Below are 17,962 nucleotides of genomic sequence, written 5' to 3' on the forward strand. Positions count from 1 at the left end.
GAAAAATGTTCCGTGGATCATTTCTTTTTTTCTTTGTGGTGGGAAGTCTCGTCTTTCTGTGGAGTCATCTGATCGATCATGTTCTCAATGATCATCTTCTTCATATAAACATCGAAGCTTAACAGACAGATAAAGGAGAACTGGTGGAGAAAATCCTTATCCTCCGGATCAGCGTTCTGGAAGATTTCACCTGCACTCTTGAAACGACGAAGGAGATCTTTTTCGAGGTAACGGATCTGGTTCTGCTCCATGCTGAAAACCTCCTGATAGATGTAGGTCATATCCTTGTCAGTCATGGACTTGAAATATTTATCTGTGATAGGTCCGAGAAGCGTCTGGATATCACTGATAGAAAGAATATTCTTAAAATAATAGATAAAGATCAGCATCAGTAGATGCTCTCTGGAATAGCGTTTCTTCTCGGGGGGCGGGAGAAGCTTGTTCTTGGCATAATTATTGATCATGGTCTTGGTCAGGATCTTATCATTGTCGTGACGTTTGGTGGAAGCAAGATTCTCTTCCATAAAAGTTGTCACCTGATCCATGTACAGATCAATGTTCGGGATATCATCGGGTTTTATATAATCAAGCTCAGCTATTTTTTCGAAAATGCTGTGCATCATGTCTTTTTCATTATTTGTCATCGCATTTATCACCTCTGCTCCCTATTATATAGTTTTAAATACTACTTGTAAAGAAACTTTTTTTGAAGGGCATAATGTTATTCGTGGAATGAATTTCCGGGTTTACCGGTGAGGAAAGACATGATAGTATATAAAGATACGATTGGAACTTATTAAAAACAGATACCTGTTGCCGATATAAAAAAGAAATGGAGATCAAAATGAGTATACATGAAGCGTTGGATACACTAAATCCCATGCAGAGGGAAGCAGCTGTACATACAGAGGGACCACTGCTGATCCTTGCAGGTGCCGGTTCCGGAAAAACAAGAGTGCTGACACACAGGATCGCCTATTTAATGGAAGAAAAAGGAGTAAATCCGTGGAATATCCTGGCCATTACTTTTACCAATAAGGCTGCAAATGAGATGCGCGAGCGTGTGAACCGGATCGCGGGAATGGGAGCGGAGAGCGTATGGGTTTCTACTTTTCATTCTGCCTGCGTGAGAATCCTGCGCCGTCATATTGAAGTGCTGGGATTTAGCAGCAATTTTACTATTTATGATGCAGATGACCAGAAGACAGTCATGAAAGAGATCTTCCGGAAATTTGATGTAAATACGAAAATATACAAAGAACGTGCTGTTTTGGGAGAGATTTCCCATGCGAAGGACGAACTGATCACGCCGGAAGAGCTGGAGCTGAATGCAGGCGGTGATCCGGATGCACGGAAGATCGCAGGCATGTATAAGGAATACCAGTCCATTTTAAGGGGAAACAATGCACTGGATTTTGATGACCTGATCATGAAAACGGTGGAGCTTTTTCAGCACAATCCGGATATCCTGGATTATTATCAGGAACGGTTCCGTTATATCATGGTGGATGAGTATCAGGACACCAACACGGCACAGTTTAAATTAGTAAGTCTTCTTGCTGAGAAATACAAGAATCTTTGTGTTGTAGGTGATGATGACCAGTCTATTTACCGTTTCCGCGGGGCAAATATCGGAAATATCCTTGGCTTTGAGAAGGTTTTCCCGGAAGCTAAGGTGGTGCGCCTGGAGCAGAATTACCGTTCTACCAAGAACATCCTTAACGCAGCCAATGAGGTGATCGTCCACAATACAGAGCGTAAGGAAAAAACTCTCTGGACAGAGAACGAAGAGGGGGATAAAGTCCATTTCCGTCAGTTCAACAATGGTTTCGAGGAAGCGGAATATGTAACCGGCGAGATCATGCAGGGACGCAGGAGCGGCAGATTCCAGTACAAGGACTGTGCAGTACTTTACAGAACCAATGCCCAGTCACGTCTTTTTGAGGAAAAATTCCTCCTGGCGAATGTTCCTTACAAGATCGTTGGCGGGGTTAATTTCTATGCGCGCAAGGAGATCAAGGATCTTTTGAGTTACCTCAAGACTATTGATAATGCAAGTGATGACCTCGCAGTGCGCAGAATCTTAAATGTGCCAAAGCGTGGAATCGGAGCTACCAGTATCGGTCGTGTCCAGGATTATGCGGACAATATGAATTTAAGCTTCTATGATGCGCTCCGAGTGGTTGAGGAAGTGCCGTCCATTGGCCGCGCTGCTTCCAAGATCAACGATTTTGTTTCCTTTATCCAGGGACTTAAGAGCAAGGCGGAGGCTTATACAGTCCGTGAAACTCTGGAAGAGGTCATTGAACTTACCGGTTATGTGAAGGAACTGGAGGCAGAGAAAACGGAGGAGGCTCAGGCGAGGATCGAAAATATCGATGAGCTGATCTCCAAGACAGAATCCTTCCAGGAAGCCATGGAGGAGGCCGGACAGCCGGCAACACTTTCTGCATTTCTGGAGGAGATCGCACTGGTGGCAGATATCGATTCTGTTGATCCGGATCAGGATTATGTGTTGCTGATGACCCTTCACAGTGCCAAGGGACTGGAATTCCCCAATGTATTTATCGTGGGAATGGAGGACGGTGTTTTTCCGGGATATGCTTCCATCTGGTCCGGTGATCCGTCGGATATCGAGGAGGAGCGAAGGCTCTGTTATGTGGGAATCACCCGTGCCATGAAGGAACTGACTTTAACCTGTGCAAAACAGCGGATGATCCGTGGGGAGACTCAGTATAACCGTGTGTCACGTTTTGTAAGGGAGGTTCCACGGGAGCTGGTAGATCTTGGACATACCATTCAGGAGAAAAAGCCCAGAGTAGATGATATCGTATCTCCGAAAAGCGCCTATGCCCAGATGAAAATGAATTTCCAGGCAAAGAGCACCCTGCAGAAAAAAGATTTCACAGTGAAGAAGGCGGACAGCCTGGACTATGGTGAGGGAGACACGGTCCGTCATGTGAAATTCGGAGTCGGTATCGTAAAAAATATCGCAGACGGCGGCAGAGACTACGAAGTGACGGTAGACTTTGACAAAGTCGGCGTGAAAAAAATGTTCGCCGGTTTTGCCAAGCTGAAGAAGATCTGAGAGGGATCTCTCCGGGCAGACTATTTCTGCAAAAAACTGTAAAAATCCGGCCTCAAGGTTGTAATTGGAAAACCGGTATGTTAGAATCAGTATCAGCGTAATTGAATTGCTGTGAAGTGAACAGTATCACCGGCACATATGCTGCCGGATACTGTGAGGAGGGAATCGGGTAAAAAGCCTGAGCGGTTGCGGCCACTGTATACAGAAGAAGGGATTTCACATGCCATTGCAGAAACTCATGTGAGAAGGCGAAATCCCGATGTCAGAGAGATTCTGGAGAAAATTCTGATACATCATTCATGATCGGCTAAAAGATGAATGGTGTATCAGTTTTTATTTTGCGGAGTTTTTTCTGAGTCTGTAAGTCAGGAAACCTGCTTGACAGTATGTAAGTGGGAGCTTCCGTACAAAGTGTTCCGTGCAGATTTTATGAAGCCCCATCTTTTCGGTTACCCATAGGCAACAGGAGATAAAACAGGCGAAAAGAGAGGAAATGAAATGAAAAACAAGTATGTATCCACAAGAATCATGGCAATGGTAATGGCAGCGGCAATGACCGTATCAGCAGCTCCGGCTGTTTATGCCGCAGAGAGAGCAGACTCCGAGACCATCAAGGAAGACAACCAGCCGGCAGCAGAAGACAGTACAGAGTCTGCAGACACCGAAGATTCTTCCGCAGAGGCAACCAAGACAGAATATCCTCTGACCATCACAACCTATGATTACGATGGAAACGAAATCGAAACCACTTATGAAAAAGCACCGGAAAAAGTCCTTGCTGTATATCAGGGAAGCATTGAGACTATGCTCGCACTTGGTCTGGAAGACCACCTGGTAGCTACCGCAGGTCTTGATAATGAAGTTCCGGAAGATCTCAAAGAAGCATTCTCAAAAACAAATTATCTTGACGAATTTACCCCATCCCTTGAAACTGTAACAATGCTGGAGCCGGACATGATCTTATCCTGGAGCTCTCTTTTCTCTGATAAGAATCTGGGAAATGTAACAGACTGGATCGACAAAGGCTGCAACACCTACTACAACACCAATACTCGTCCGGACGGCGACAGAACACTGGAAAATGAATTCACAGATATCTTAAATATCGGAAAGATCTTCGATGTACAGGACAAAGCACAGGCTATCGTTGATGATGCAAAAGCAGTGATCGACAAAACTCTTACTGCAACTGCAGATGTAAAAGACAAACCAAGCGTAATGGTATTGGAGCCTCTTGGAGATGACATCACAAACTATGGCGTAAAGAGCCTTGGCGGAGATATGGTAACACAGTTAGGCGCAACTCTTGCAAACCCGGATGCTTCCACCGTTGGAAAAGAGGATATCATCGCAGCCAACCCTGACGTGATCTTTGTGGTTTACATGCCATATGCAGGAGATGATCCGGAAACTGTTAAGAACAGCCAGCTTGCAGTGATCCAGGATGATGAGTCCCTGAAGAGCCTTGACGCAGTAAAGAACGGACGTGTTTACCCGATCATGCTCAGTGAGATGTATGCAAGTGCAACACGTACCCAGGACGGAATCGAAACTTTTGCAAAGGGATTATATCCGGACGTAAATCTTGACTGATCGGAGAAAATGCAGTGAAAGAAACAGCTTCACAGAGAAAAAAAGATAAGGTGCTCAGAACATCCATGTATGTGGCAGTTCTCATCGGACTTGCAGGATTCCTTATTTTTTCCATACTTGCAGCCATCACTTTTGGAAATGCGGATCTGTCACTGAAGGATGTATACAGCGTTATCGCTTATAAATTGTTTCATATAAAAAGTCTGTCCGCCTATGCGGAAGGCGCAGTTCATGATGTTGTGTGGCTGATCCGGCTGCCTAGAGTCCTTCTGGCTCTGGCAGTTGGAATGGCTCTTTCCGTGTGCGGCGTGGTGATGCAGGCTATCGTGCAGAACCCGCTGGCAGACCCGTATGTGCTGGGTATCTCATCTGGTGCATCTCTGGGTGCCACACTGGCCATCATGCTTGGAATCGGAAGCTTTCTTGGTGGAAACTCTGTGGGAATCACAGCTTTCATTGGCGCGATGATCACTTCTTTTGCGGTGATCGCCATTGCAAACATGGGTGGAAAGGCAACTTCCGCAAAACTGATCCTTGCGGGAATGGCGGTCAGCGCAGTCTGTTCTGCTTTTTCCAATTTTGTCATTTATATTACCAATGACAAAAATGCGGCAACAGAAGTTATGAAGTGGAGCATGGGAAGTCTTGCCGGAGCAAGCTGGACCAGAGTGGGTGTAATGCTTCCGGTCACGCTGGTGTGCGTGGCTGTTTTCTGGACGCAGTACCGGAACCTGAATCTGATGCTTCTGGGAGATGACGTATCCATTACCCTTGGAACAGATCTGCACAGACTGCGGACTTTTTATCTGATCATTGCTTCTGTTATGATCGGATTTGCCGTGTACTGTGCCGGTGTAATCGGATTTGTGGGACTGGTGATCCCTCATGTGGTCCGGATCCTTTTTGGAACAGATCACAGAAAACTGCTCCCCTTAAGTGCGCTTCTTGGTGCATCGTTTCTGATCTGGTGCGATGTGGCATGTCGTGTGATCCTTAAAAATTCCGAGATGCCCATCGGTGTGCTGGTATCCATTATCGGTGCTCCCTGCTTTATTTATCTGCTTGTGCGGAAATCCTATGGATTCGGAGGTGCCCGGTAATGAAGATCACCACAGAAAATATTCAGGTTGGCTTTCACGCCAGACAGATCCTGAAGGGAATCTCCATGGAATCCCAGGATAAGGAACTGGTAGGAATCATCGGACCAAACGGAAGCGGAAAATCCACTTTGCTGAAATGCATTTACCGTATTCTGAAACCAGACGCAGGAGCCGTGTATCTGGACGGCGAGGAGCTTCATTCCATGAGTGTTCGAAGCTCTGCGAAAAAAATGGCCGTGGTGGCACAGCACAATTATTATAATTTTGATTTTACGGTCCGCGAGGTGGTTCTTATGGGGCGTGCGCCTCATAAAAAGACTCTGGAACGGGACAATGCAAAAGATTACCAGATCGTGGATGAAGCGCTGAAAACCGTACAGATGGAGGCGTTTGCAGACCGTACCTTTTCCACTCTTTCCGGAGGAGAGCAGCAGAGGGTGATCCTGGCAAGAGCACTTGCCCAGCAGACCTCTGCACTGATTCTGGATGAGCCTACCAATCATCTGGACATTACCCACCAGATCATGCTGATGGAGCTGGTGAAAAAACTTAATGTAACCGTGATCTCCGCTATTCACGATCTGAATATTGCAGCAGCATACTGTGATAAGATCTATGTACTGAAGGACGGAGTTCTGGAAGGTTACGGAACGCCGGAAGAAGTCCTGACCCCGGAGCTGATCCGCAGGATCTATAAAGTAGAAGCGGAGATCGTTTACGACAGCCGCGGAAAGATGCATATTTTGTTTTTATGATTCTGGCTGTGAGGCGGGATGCATAGAGGGAAAAAGATGAAAAAGATCGGGATTTTGACATGCCTTAATTCCAATGATGTGTGTACCAGGGCAGGATGTCTGTCTGCATTTCGGGAAAGAAGAGATTTTTTTTCCGGCTATCCGGAAGATACGATTCTGGCAGCTGTGATGACATGCAACGGATGCAAAGAAACCAATGCAAAAGAACCTGCTGAAGATGAGGGAATTTTGGAAAAGGCAGACCGGCTGGTCAGTGAAAAGATCAGCGTCATCCATGTCGGGGTATGCCGTCTGAATGAGGAAAAAAAGGAATGTCCGCGGATAACACAGATCTGCGGTCTGATAGAAGAACGCGGGATCAAAGTGATCCGAGGAACCCATAAAGAATAAGAGAAAACCGCCGTATCTTTCCGGAAATGCCGGAAATACGGCGATTTTTTTACAGAATGTTTCTGCGAAAATTTGTGTAAGTTCTGGTAAAACCAGACATATGGTGGTATAATAAGAACATTAAAAAAAGGCTCGGGTGCAGCGACCTCAAAAAACGCTGCGCTGTAGATTTACTGACAGAAAGTACAGCCGAACAGAAAGAAAGGATGGTGCAGTGTTATGAATTTAAATACAACAAAACTTGAAGAACTGCTCGCAACACTGAAGAAAAAAGAAGAAGAGAAAGATAAGAACACAGTCCTTTGGGTACTGGCGATCATCGGTGCTGTTGCAGCTGTTGCCGGTATTGCGTTTGCAGTATACCGTTTCTTCGCTCCGGATTATCTGGAAGATTTTGAAGAAGATTTTGATGATGACTTCGATGATTATTTCGAGGATGAGGAAGAGTAAGAACTTTCACTGCAGAGGCTGTTTTGAGCAGATCAGAATGGCAGTCTGTTATGTATGAATATGAGAAGCGGATAATTGAAGCCCCGGCGCGATACCGGGGCTTGATTTTTGAAGACGGACCGTGAAACGCTGTACTAGTTATAAAACAGAAAGAGGATTTATGAAAAAAGGTGAAATTTACGAAGGTATTATAGAAAAAGTGGAATTTCCAAACAAAGGTTTTGTTTGGGTTGATGACCAGAAAGTAATTGTAAAAAACGGAATCCCGGGACAGAAAGTCAGGTTTATGATCAATAAGAAACGTTCCGGCCGGGCGGAAGGACGTCTTCTGGAGGTCCTGGAGAAATCTCCGCTGGAGACAAGAGAACCTGCCTGTCAGGAGTTTCCGGCATGTGGCGGCTGCATGTATCAGACCATGAGCTATGAGGCACAGAAGGAGATGAAGGAATGTCAGGTGAGGGAACTTCTGGATGGGGCAGTGAGAGAAAGTCTGGCTAAGATCGGGAAGAACAGTGATGTGACAGAAAAAGCTGAGGCTGCGGATCGTTTATATCACTGGGATGGGATCTATGGCAGTCCCATTGAGTTCGGGTACCGCAATAAGATGGAGTTTTCTTTTGGGGATGAGTATAAGGATGGGCCGCTGTCCCTTGGACTTCACAAAAAGGGAAGCACTTACGATATCCTGAATACGGATGACTGTAAGCTGGTCCATCCGGATATGACAAAGATCCTGGTCTGTGTGCGGGAGTTTTTCCTGGAGCGTAATGCCAGCTTCTATAAAAAGCTGCAGCATGTGGGGTATCTTCGACATCTTCTTCTTCGAAGAGGTGTTACAAGTGGTGAGATCCTGGTCCATGTGGTAACCACCACCCAGGAAGAATATGATCTGGAGCCTCTGAAAGAACAGCTTCTTGCACTTCCGCTGGAAGGGAAGATCGTGGGGATCATGCACATTTTAAATGATTCTTTATCTGATGTAGTGCAGAGCGACGAGACGAAGATCCTTTACGGAAAGGATTATTTCTATGAAGAACTTCTTGGACTGAAATTTAAGATCAGCACATTTTCCTTTTTCCAGCCAAATTCCCTGGCTGCGGAGATTCTGTATTCCAAGGTACGGGAATATGTAGGAGATACCAGAGACAAGGTGGTGTTTGACCTTTACAGCGGAACCGGCACCATTGCCCAGCTTGCGGCGTCCGTTGCCAGCGAGGTGATCGGTGTGGAGATCGTGGAAGACGCGGTAAAAGCCGCCAGAGTAAACGCTGCACTTAACAGCATCAATAACTGTCGTTTTATTGCCGGAGATGTGCTGAAGGTTCTGGACGATGTGCCGGAGAAACCGGATATGATCATCCTTGATCCACCAAGAGATGGCGTTCACCCCAAAGCCCTTCCAAAGATCCTGGCTTACGGCGTAGACCAGATTGTATACATTTCCTGCAAGGTTACAAGTCTTGTGAGAGACCTCCCGGCATTTTATGAGGCTGGATATGAGATGACCCACGCCTGTGCAGTGGATCAGTTCTGCCAGGGGGTCCATGTGGAGACCGTCTGTTTACTGTCGAGAAAAGCCCCGGTTTAAGTGGGTTTCCGGCGATTATCGCAGGATATGAACCTGTGTTTTTAGTGAAAAATTATGAGAATATAGAATTTCCCCACAAGGGGGGAAGTAAAATCCGCGGACAACTGCTTGTGCGCCGAAACTTTATCGGCATAAAGCGTGTCCGCGGATTTTACCATTTGTACAAGATATTCCATTGAAAGTGTTCCTCTAAAGGATTATAATAAATATGTTGTCATTGTAATATGGAGGAAGTATATGGAACTTTTAACAACAACCGAAATGGCAAAAAAGTGGGGGCTCTCTAGACGAAGAGTAACAACATACTGTACAAATGGGCGGATCGAAGGAGCGATTATGAAGGGAAATACATGGCTAATACCTGATAATGCGATAAAGCCTGAAGATCCCAGGCGTACAAGAAAAAATAGTGATGAGATAGAGGAGGGCGCTAAATGAGTTCATATACTGAGATTGATACAGCTTTATTAGATTTGGATTTTACAAATCCGCGTATACAAAATTATTTACAAAACTATCCGGAAGAAAGCAGATCAGGAGAATTACTTGCTATGCTGCTAGGAACTGGAACTGACAGTTGTGCAAGTTTAAAGGAGTCTATCAAGGAGCATGGTGGAATCATTAATCCAATTATTGTAAATCACTTTCCGGATGGCAGATACGTAGTTATCGAGGGTAACACTCGTCTGCAAATATATAGAGATTTTATTAGGGACAATGTGCCAGGAAATTGGAATAAAATAAGGGCTATCATCTATGAGAATCTCGAAAATAATGAAATGCACTCAATTCGGTTACAGGCACATTTGGTTGGACCAAGAGATTGGGATGCTTATGCCAAGGCGAAATATTTAACCTTTCTTTCGGACGAAGAGAAAATGCCTATGAAAGAACTTTTGGCGTATTGTGGTGGATCCTCAAAAGCATCAGAAATTCGCTATATGATTCAAGCATATAAAGATATGAGAGATATATATGCTCCACTATGTGAGGATGACACACAGTTCGATCAAAAGAAATTTTCCGGCTTTGTTGAATTACAAAAAAAGAATGTTGTGGAAAGTCTTCAGCTACATGGATATGACAAAACTGATTTTGCACAATGGATGGTAGATGAAAAATTCTCTCGATTAGAAGACGTGAGACGATTACCACAGATTCTGAATAGTAAAAGAGCAAGGCAGGCTTTTTTAAAGCATGACACGGCTGCGGCTAAGAAAATTTTAGAAGCTGAGGATATCACACCGGATTCTCTGAAAAATGTTACCTACGAGATGTTGGCCAATGAACTTTCAAAGAGAATGTTTGACATTACACATGTGGAGGTTCTTAAGCTAAAAACAGATGCTGAGTATGAGGAAAAATTAAACGCACTACGAAAAGTAGTTGAGACAGTGCAGAGCATAGTCTTAGATGAAATTGATGGTAACTGATATGGGAGAATCAAATAAGCATAAGGTTTTAGTTGAATACGCCTTAAGATTTATTAAAGATAGCGTTGGGGAGGATTTGAGTTATTTTATCGAAACCGATATTAATGATGGACGACCGCTTCCTCAATTGACAATGGAAGGATACAGACCAGACGTATTTTTTGAATACAACGGTGTTATGTTTATAGGAGAGGCAAAAACAAGTGATGACATTTTGAGAGAACATAGTATAAATCAGTATTACTCATACTTGAAAAAATGTTCATTAAACCAGGGACATGCAACATTTGTTTTGGCAGTTCCTCTTGAAGACCGGGCCAGGGCAAATAATATCCTTGTAAAAATCAAGAAAGAAATACCTGGGGATTATGAAGTAAAAGCGATTGGAATGATTGTATAGTTATGAAAAGTAACAAGTTAAAACGAGAGCCTAAATATATAGCCAAATTTAAGGCTTTTCCGTATCAGCAAGAAGCTGTAGATGCGGTGAAAGATTTAGAATATGCTGCGATTTTTCATGAGCAGGGATTGGGTAAAACTAAAATTGCCATTGATGTGCTTTTATATTGGCTGTCAAAGTGTTCGATGGATACTGCTTTAATTGTTACCAAAAAACAGCTGGTTGCAAACTGGGTTAACGAGTTTAAAGACCATACTTCGATAAAACCTGCAGTGTTAAATACAGATAAAAATAATAACTACCGAATTTTTTGTGGACCATACAGAGTGGTGTTGACAAATTTTGAGACTCTAGAAACAGAAAAACAACAATTCGAATTGTATTTGAAAGTTAGAAATGTCGGGATAATTATTGATGAGTCTGCAAAATTGAAGAATCCTAATTCAAAATTAACAAAGACCTATTTTGAGTTGGCTCCGTTGTTTCAGCGAAGAATTATAATGACAGGTACACCTGTAGCCAATAGACCATATGATATCTGGGCACAGATATATTTTTTGGACTTTGGAGAAAGTCTGGGGGCTGATTTTAACGAGTTTAAAAAGGAAACAGACCTTAGCAATAAACTTAGTAGAAATACTGATTTACAGAAAGAGTTTGAAGATAATATTTCCCAGATTTTTAATAGGATAAGTTCTTTTACAGTTCGCGAAACAAAAAATAGTGGAATCATTACACTGCCGGATAAAGTATATATACAGGAAGTTACAGAATTCAATCGTATGCAAGAGGAGTTGTACGAGCGGATAAGAACTGAATTATATGCTGAAGTGGTAAGAGATGGTGAAAGATATATTGATGATTCCTCTGCAATTGTCAAGCGTCTACTTCGCTTAATACAGGTTACATCAAATCCCAAATTGGTAGACGAGGAATGCGAAGCATCTGCAAAGGAGCCTTTGTTGGATGAACTTATTCAAAAAATATTGGCAAATGGTGAAAAATGTATTGTATGGAGTAATTTTATTGAGAATATAGATTACTTCACTAAAAAGTATCAGGATTTAGGTACTGTAAAAATACATGGGAAAATGAATATGGATGCTAGAAATCGTTCTGTCCAAAAATTTCATGATGATGATATTCGTATTCTCTTTGCAACTCCAGCATCTGCAAAAGAAGGTCTGACACTAACAATGGCTAATCATGTTATTTTCTATGATAGAGGTTTCAGCCTAGATGATTATTTGCAGGCACAGGATAGAATACACCGCATTTCACAGAAAAAAACATGCTATGTTCATAATATTATTATTAAGGACAGTATAGATGAATGGGTTGACTTATTATTGAAAGCTAAGCAAAATGCAGCGGCATTATCACAGGGAGATATCAGCTTAGGAGATTATCAAGGCGTGGCTGATTATAGTTTTGGAGATATTGTAAAAAGCATTTTGGAATTTGAAGAAGTAGATGAATAAGGTGGCAGTATGGGAATAAGAGTTATTGGACAGAAAAAGTTTGAAGTTACCGAAACAGAATTATTACAACAAGATTTATTGTTTTACATTGATAATCCTAGAGTATATTCGGTATTGCATGAAAATGGACACGATAATCCGACTCAGACAGAAATTGAAGAGATAATGTGTTCACTGGACCATGTTAAGAGTTTGAAGTCACAAATCATGCAAAATGGTGGCCTTATTGAGCCGCTGATAGTGGTCAAACGAAAAGATAGATATGTTGTGTTGGAGGGAAATAGCCGCCTGGCAGCATACAGAATTTTAGCAAAAAATGACCCACTTAAATGGTCTAGAGTCTTGGTGCAGATATTACCAGAGGATATTTCTGACTCAGATATATTTACACTTCTCGGTACATTCCATTTAAATCCTAAAAAGGATTGGAGTAAATTTGAACAAGCCGCCTATATTTATAGACAAAAGAAGGAATTGGGATGTTCGGATTCCGCCTTGGGAAAACAAGTGGGTATTTCAGCGATAACTGTAAAAAAATACTGTGAGATATATGGCTTGATGGTAGAGCATAATGATACTCATCAATCTCATTGGAATATGTATGAGCAGTATGTACAGAACAAAGGCATTAAACAATATCGAAACACTTATCCAGAGATGGATTCGTTTTTCGCAAAGCAGGTAAAGACAGGGGAAATTGTCAGAGCTCAGGACGTAAGAGATATACTGGGAAAAATTGCTTCTGATGAGGGTAAAAGTTCAACGCATATAATGCAGGATTATATTAAAGGTGATATCGACTTAGAAGAGGCCCATGCACGTTTTGAGGCCACCGGAAGAAGCGGTGACAACTATGAAAAAGTAAAAAAATTTCAGAGATTAATTTCAGAAAAAGATTTTTGCGATGAGTTAAAAAAAGAGGCTGTTGGCAATAGTAAAGACATATTATTTTCATTGAGAAAAATTAATACAGCAGTAACTCAGTTAATGAAAGAAATTGATAAGAAAAAATAGTAGAGAAGTCAGGGATCGACAAATCAAAAGAAAATGGTTATAATGAAACCGTTCTGATGATAGCGCTCCAGGACGGTTTCACTATGCGTAGGAGTTTAATCGTGGAAGATATATTGTTAATTGAACCGGCATACAAAAATAAATACCCACCAATCGGGCTAATGAAAATTGCGTATTTTCATCGTTATATCATGCACGATTATGTAAGATTCGCAAAGGGAAGATTACCGGAGGGACTAGAAAATAAAAAATGGGATAGAGTATATGTAACTACTCTTTTTACCTTCGAGTGGGAAAATACAAAAAAAGCATTACAATATGCGCTGTCTGTAGTAAAACCAGGCGGAAAGGTTTTTACGGGAGGTATCCTGGCAACACTGCAGCCGGAGTGGATTGCAAGGGAATTTCCTACTGTAATAAATAATACCGGACTTCTTAATCACGAAGGTACCCTTGGATTAAAAGGGGAGGAGTGTATCGACACACTTCCTTTGGATTACGGGATATTGGACGATATAAAGGATGAGTATAAATATCCTGCGGAGGATGCATACTTTACATATATGACTAGGGGCTGTGGTATGAACTGTACTTTTTGTGCGGTTAAAACATTGGAACCTACATATGAGCCATATGTATCTATTTCAGATAGTATTAAGAGAATTGATAAAGAGTTTGGACCAAAACGAGACCTTTTGTTGATGGATAATAATGTTTTGAGATCTCCCAAATTTGATCAAATAATTGATGAGATAAAAGCATTAGGATTTGAAAAAGGTGCAACATTTGTAAATCCGAAAACAGGAAAAACTGTTGTAAGACATGTTGATTTCAACCAGGGGTTAGATGCATTTTTACTTAATGAGCATAAAGCACAAAGGTTAGGAGAATTAGCAATAAAACCAGCACGTATCGCCTTTGATCATATTGAAGATGAAGATGTATATGTGCGCGCGATTACATTGTGTGCAAGGGCAGGGATTGATCATATGTCCAATTACCTTTTATACAATGGAGAGGATTTCACTGGTAAAGGGCACTCTTATCATGCGGATACACCAGAGGACTTATTCTATCGCATGCACCTGACTATGGAGCTTGGCGAAAATTTAACCGAGGAGCTGGGAAGAAAAATTGCTATTTTTTCGTTCCCTATGAGATATATTCCGCTAGATAATGATCAAAGAGGATTTATTGGTGCTAATTGGAATGCAAAATATCTTCGAGCTCTACAGTGCATGTTGATACCAACACAGGGAAAAGGTATCCAGGGAAGATCCTTCTTTGAGGCAGATTTTGGTAAGACAGCCGAAGACTTCGTGATGTATCTTGCAATGCCTGAAAGATTGTTAAATAAACGTGGTCATTTTGTAGAAAGAAAAGATGAGCCGAAATTTGAAAGAGAGATTCGGTATACACAGTGGTCTGAAAATAGACATCTTATCGACACCTGGATGAAGTATTATTCGATGTTCGAGAAGGATACAGTTCTGGAATATATTGGGTGTAATAGATTTAGCGTGGAAACGTTAGACAAAATTGAAAATGAAGAACTGAAAAAATTGTATTTTCTTTATCTTACGCCAAGTGCAACAATTCGAGTATTCTCGGATTGCACGGAGGATACAAAAAGAATAATTAGCACATTTATTTCAGAGGAACTCCCGTTTATGTATTCTCGTATCGTTGAAACGATACTGAGTTCGAAACCGGGATACAAAGTAATCGCCGGTATACTTGAAAATTTTGGGGAAAAAGTATGTACAGATTTGTTGAAAAAAATCGATCTGTTCAGCGGGCATGATAATGATAAATTAACGATGCTAATAAAGGCAAACAAATCCAAACGCTTAGTTGATTTTGATTTCGCATTATTACAGTTCATTCCATATTTTCACGTGAGTAATTTGCTTTCAAAACAAGAGGAGCAGATTATTATGAACAGCGCATACGAATTAAAAGAGGCGCCAATAAGAAAAATTCTATTATTACATTTGGATGAATTGAAAGATGTATTAATAAAGACAAATGGCGCTCAGCCTGGTGATACACAAATAATTTCTGTAATAGAAGAACAGATTAAAGAACTGTATCATCAGATAAGCATATTTGAATTATAGGAGACAGAATAGTGGAGCATCAGTTATTAATTGGAAAGTTCACACTAGAGTCCCTTACAAGCGGATTGTATGTATCTCCGTTGGACTTATATAGGGAGTATGTACAAAACGCAGCCGATTCAATTGACGAGGCTCTTGAGCAGGGGATTCTAAAGAAAGGAGAAGAAAAGATCTCAATTACGGTTTCGGAATCTGAAAGGATAATAAAGATTTCAGATAATGGAACTGGCGTTGGAGCAAATGATATTTACTCAAATCTTATAGATATAGGAAATTCCAAGAAAAGACATTCTAATAGTCGAGGCTTTAGGGGAATTGGAAGATTATCAGGATTAGGATATTGTCAGAAGTTGAAATTTGTGACATCTATCCATGGAGAAGAAAAGGCATCCTGTATTACATATGATGCTGAAGAATTAAAGTATTTACTCTCTCCACAAGTGGACAGTCGTGATTCGATTGATCAAGTTTTATCAAGTGTTCTCACAATTGAAGAAATACCCGAGCGTATTAATGAGCATTACTTTTCAGTTGAGCTTTACGGAGTAGTCCCAGAAAGTGATTTGCTGAATGATTCCGAGGTGGTCTCGTATTTACAACAGAATCTTCCGGTTCCGTTTTCTAGAGACTTTGTATGGGGCTCAATGATAAAACAAAAGTTGGCCCAGATGGAGGTTGAACTTGCGGAATATAATGTGGAGCTGAGAACAGACCGTACGGTAATAGATATTTGCAAACCGTACAAGAATAAAATACTTGCTGATAGGATAAGAAAAATAAATGATTCTATATCAGATATTAACTTCGTGCCCTTTTATTCTGGCGAAAAAGTTACGGCTATGCTTTGGTATGCGGAGACAAACTTTTTAGGAACCGTTCTGGATAAAGATATAAAGGGAATTAGGATCCGGCAAGGAAATATTCTTATTGGTGACGAGAATACATTAAGGAAATGTTATAAAGAGGAACGATTTAATAGCTGGATGGTTGGAGAGTTGCTTGTCTTTAATGAAGATATCATTCCGAATACAAGACGAGATGACTATGAAAAAAATAGTGCCTATAAAGAACTGCTTAGTCAGTTCACGGAATGGGCTAATGAAATGTCAAGGCAGATACGTCACCGATCTTACGAAAGAAGTTTAACTCAGAGCGATAAGAAATTTTTGGCTGATGAAAGTGTTACGGATGTAGATGGAGTGGACATTTCTCTTGGGACAGAATTAGATTGTTATGATATGGATGATTCTGATTCGGTTGCCAATACAGATCTGCTCAGTAAGTTATCACTGCTTATGGATATGGGAAAAAAGAAAACAAAATATAATGTTTTGAATCTTAATAGTAAGTTTACAGTCGACCAGAAGCATACGCTAGAGCATGTTTTTGATGCATTGTATGCAAAATATACTAATGCCAAAGCTAATGATATTATCCAGACAATAATCGATTCGTTTTAATTCTATAGCGGTCCTCTTAAATAATGCAATCTCTTTACAGGGGTGATAAAATATAGTGTAGGAGATGATCGTATGCTACACAATGAAGCTAGAAAACTGGTATTGGAAGCCTGGGATAAAACTCACAATGCCAAGGAGATTGCAAAGTATTTTTCAGTAAATGAAAGTACCATATACCGCCTTGTAGAAGAACGCACACGCACTGGAAGTTATGAAACCAGAACGTATCTGAGAGGACGGAAACCAATTCTTACAGAAAAGCAACACCAGGATATTCTGGAACTTGTACAAAAACAACCGGATATCACAATGAATGAGATTATCGAAATCCTTCATTTACCAGTAGGCAACGAAGCTGTCAGGCGTTTTTTGATAAAACAAGGTTATACTTATAAGAAAAAGTCTTTGTATGCAAAAGAACAGGAGCGTCCCCGATGTGCAGATAAAACGCAAAACATGGATAGAAAATATAGCTGGTGCAAAACCAGAACATCAAATATATCTGGATGAAAGCGGCATTAATACAAATCTTACAAGACACTATGCACATGCAGTACATGGGAAACGTGCCATTGACGCTACCCCAGTAAACACGCCTGCCGGAACAACCGTTTTGTCATCTATTCGTCTGAATGGCAGTCTGGTATATACTACATATCAAGGTGGGACAACTGCACAGAGATTTCGTGAATATATGAAAGAACAATTGATACTGAGCCTTGAAAAAGACGATGTTGTAATCATGGATAATATGCGTTCTCATCATTCCAAAATAGTGACAGAGCTTTTGGACAAAGCTGGTATTTCCTATATATATTTACCTTTACCACCATACAGTCCAGATTTAAACCCTATTGAAAAAATGTGGTCAAAAATGAAATCCATTCTCAGAAAGAGAAAAATCCGTATTGCATCTGAACTACCTGAAGCTGTAAAAGCGGCCCTGGAATCTGTAAGCACAAATGATTGCAGAGGATGGTTTCGTGCATGTGGTATTTGCGTTAATTAAGAGGGCTGCTATAGGTTCTCGGAGTTTTTGGATTCCGTAAGTCACAATGGTATTTACGGTACTTTGCATTCCTGTATTTTT

At 41.3% G+C, this 17,962-nt stretch carries 17 protein-coding genes and 1 riboswitch; of the genes, 16 read left to right on the top strand and 1 reads right to left on the bottom strand.

Annotation, left to right across the window (positions count from 1 at the left end):
- Positions 1-17: 17 nt before the first annotated feature.
- Positions 18-644, bottom strand: coding sequence for a DUF1836 domain-containing protein (locus WMO28_RS04295; protein WP_178645206.1), 627 nt, complete (start codon positions 642-644; stop codon positions 18-20).
- A gap of 200 nt (positions 645-844) precedes the next feature.
- On the opposite strand from WMO28_RS04295, the gene pcrA reads away from it, so the two are divergent.
- The 16 genes from pcrA to WMO28_RS04375 all read left to right on the top strand — a co-directional run bounded on the left by pcrA (position 845) and on the right by WMO28_RS04375 (position 17,881).
- On the top strand, positions 845-3,088 hold the full coding sequence (gene pcrA, locus WMO28_RS04300) for a DNA helicase PcrA (protein ID WP_349056161.1): 2,244 nt from the start codon (positions 845-847) through the stop codon (positions 3,086-3,088).
- A gap of 101 nt (positions 3,089-3,189) precedes the next feature.
- Positions 3,190-3,480: riboswitch (cobalamin riboswitch) on the top strand.
- A gap of 106 nt (positions 3,481-3,586) precedes the next feature.
- On the top strand, positions 3,587-4,681 hold the full coding sequence (locus tag WMO28_RS04305) for an ABC transporter substrate-binding protein (RefSeq protein WP_021651660.1): 1,095 nt from the start codon (positions 3,587-3,589) through the stop codon (positions 4,679-4,681).
- A gap of 14 nt (positions 4,682-4,695) precedes the next feature.
- Positions 4,696-5,781: a FecCD family ABC transporter permease gene (locus WMO28_RS04310; protein ID WP_173745801.1), complete on the top strand. Its 1,086-nt coding sequence runs from the start codon at positions 4,696-4,698 to the stop codon at positions 5,779-5,781.
- Positions 5,781-6,536, top strand: a complete 756-nt coding sequence (locus WMO28_RS04315) for an ABC transporter ATP-binding protein (RefSeq protein ID WP_021651662.1) — start codon at positions 5,781-5,783, stop codon at positions 6,534-6,536. Before WMO28_RS04310 ends, WMO28_RS04315 begins: the two co-directional genes overlap by 1 nt.
- Before the next feature lie 36 nt (positions 6,537-6,572).
- On the top strand, positions 6,573-6,926 hold the full coding sequence (locus WMO28_RS04320; RefSeq protein ID WP_044961569.1) for a CGGC domain-containing protein: 354 nt from the start codon (positions 6,573-6,575) through the stop codon (positions 6,924-6,926).
- A 219-nt stretch (positions 6,927-7,145) separates the two neighbouring features.
- Positions 7,146-7,376 (top strand): hypothetical protein, encoded by a 231-nt coding sequence (locus WMO28_RS04325; protein WP_015526073.1) that lies wholly within the window; start codon positions 7,146-7,148, stop codon positions 7,374-7,376.
- A gap of 160 nt (positions 7,377-7,536) precedes the next feature.
- A complete protein-coding gene (rlmD, locus tag WMO28_RS04330) occupies positions 7,537-8,964 on the top strand; it encodes a 23S rRNA (uracil(1939)-C(5))-methyltransferase RlmD (protein ID WP_349056163.1) in 1,428 nt (475 codons plus the stop codon).
- A gap of 237 nt (positions 8,965-9,201) precedes the next feature.
- Positions 9,202-9,402: a helix-turn-helix domain-containing protein gene (locus WMO28_RS04335; protein ID WP_117557952.1), complete on the top strand. Its 201-nt coding sequence runs from the start codon at positions 9,202-9,204 to the stop codon at positions 9,400-9,402.
- On the top strand, positions 9,399-10,397 hold the full coding sequence (locus WMO28_RS04340) for a ParB/RepB/Spo0J family partition protein (protein WP_117557950.1): 999 nt from the start codon (positions 9,399-9,401) through the stop codon (positions 10,395-10,397). The genes WMO28_RS04335 and WMO28_RS04340 overlap by 4 nt, the downstream gene beginning before the upstream one ends.
- Complete coding sequence (locus WMO28_RS04345; RefSeq protein WP_349056164.1) at positions 10,378-10,797, top strand: hypothetical protein; 420 nt, start codon at positions 10,378-10,380, stop codon at positions 10,795-10,797. The genes WMO28_RS04340 and WMO28_RS04345 overlap by 20 nt, the downstream gene beginning before the upstream one ends.
- A 2-nt stretch (positions 10,798-10,799) precedes the next feature.
- The gene (locus WMO28_RS04350; RefSeq protein WP_349056165.1) at positions 10,800-12,278 is read left to right on the top strand and encodes a DEAD/DEAH box helicase; all 1,479 of its coding nucleotides are present in this window, start codon (positions 10,800-10,802) and stop codon (positions 12,276-12,278) included.
- Between the two features lie 9 nt (positions 12,279-12,287).
- Complete coding sequence (locus WMO28_RS04355; protein ID WP_349056166.1) at positions 12,288-13,292, top strand: ParB N-terminal domain-containing protein; 1,005 nt, start codon at positions 12,288-12,290, stop codon at positions 13,290-13,292.
- A gap of 101 nt (positions 13,293-13,393) precedes the next feature.
- Complete coding sequence (locus tag WMO28_RS04360) at positions 13,394-15,412, top strand: radical SAM protein (RefSeq protein ID WP_349056167.1); 2,019 nt, start codon at positions 13,394-13,396, stop codon at positions 15,410-15,412.
- 11 nt (positions 15,413-15,423) lie between these two features.
- Positions 15,424-16,872 (top strand): ATP-binding protein, encoded by a 1,449-nt coding sequence (locus WMO28_RS04365; protein WP_178810482.1) that lies wholly within the window; start codon positions 15,424-15,426, stop codon positions 16,870-16,872.
- 72 nt (positions 16,873-16,944) lie between these two features.
- Entirely contained in the window at positions 16,945-17,382 is a 438-nt protein-coding gene (locus tag WMO28_RS04370; RefSeq protein ID WP_349056168.1) for a COG3415 family protein, read from the top strand.
- Complete coding sequence (locus WMO28_RS04375; protein WP_349056169.1) at positions 17,309-17,881, top strand: IS630 family transposase; 573 nt, start codon at positions 17,309-17,311, stop codon at positions 17,879-17,881. Before WMO28_RS04370 ends, WMO28_RS04375 begins: the two co-directional genes overlap by 74 nt.
- Positions 17,882-17,962 lie beyond the last annotated feature (81 nt).

This window comes from Blautia aquisgranensis (genome assembly GCF_040096615.1).
Taxonomy (GTDB): domain Bacteria; phylum Bacillota; class Clostridia; order Lachnospirales; family Lachnospiraceae; genus Blautia_A; species Blautia_A aquisgranensis.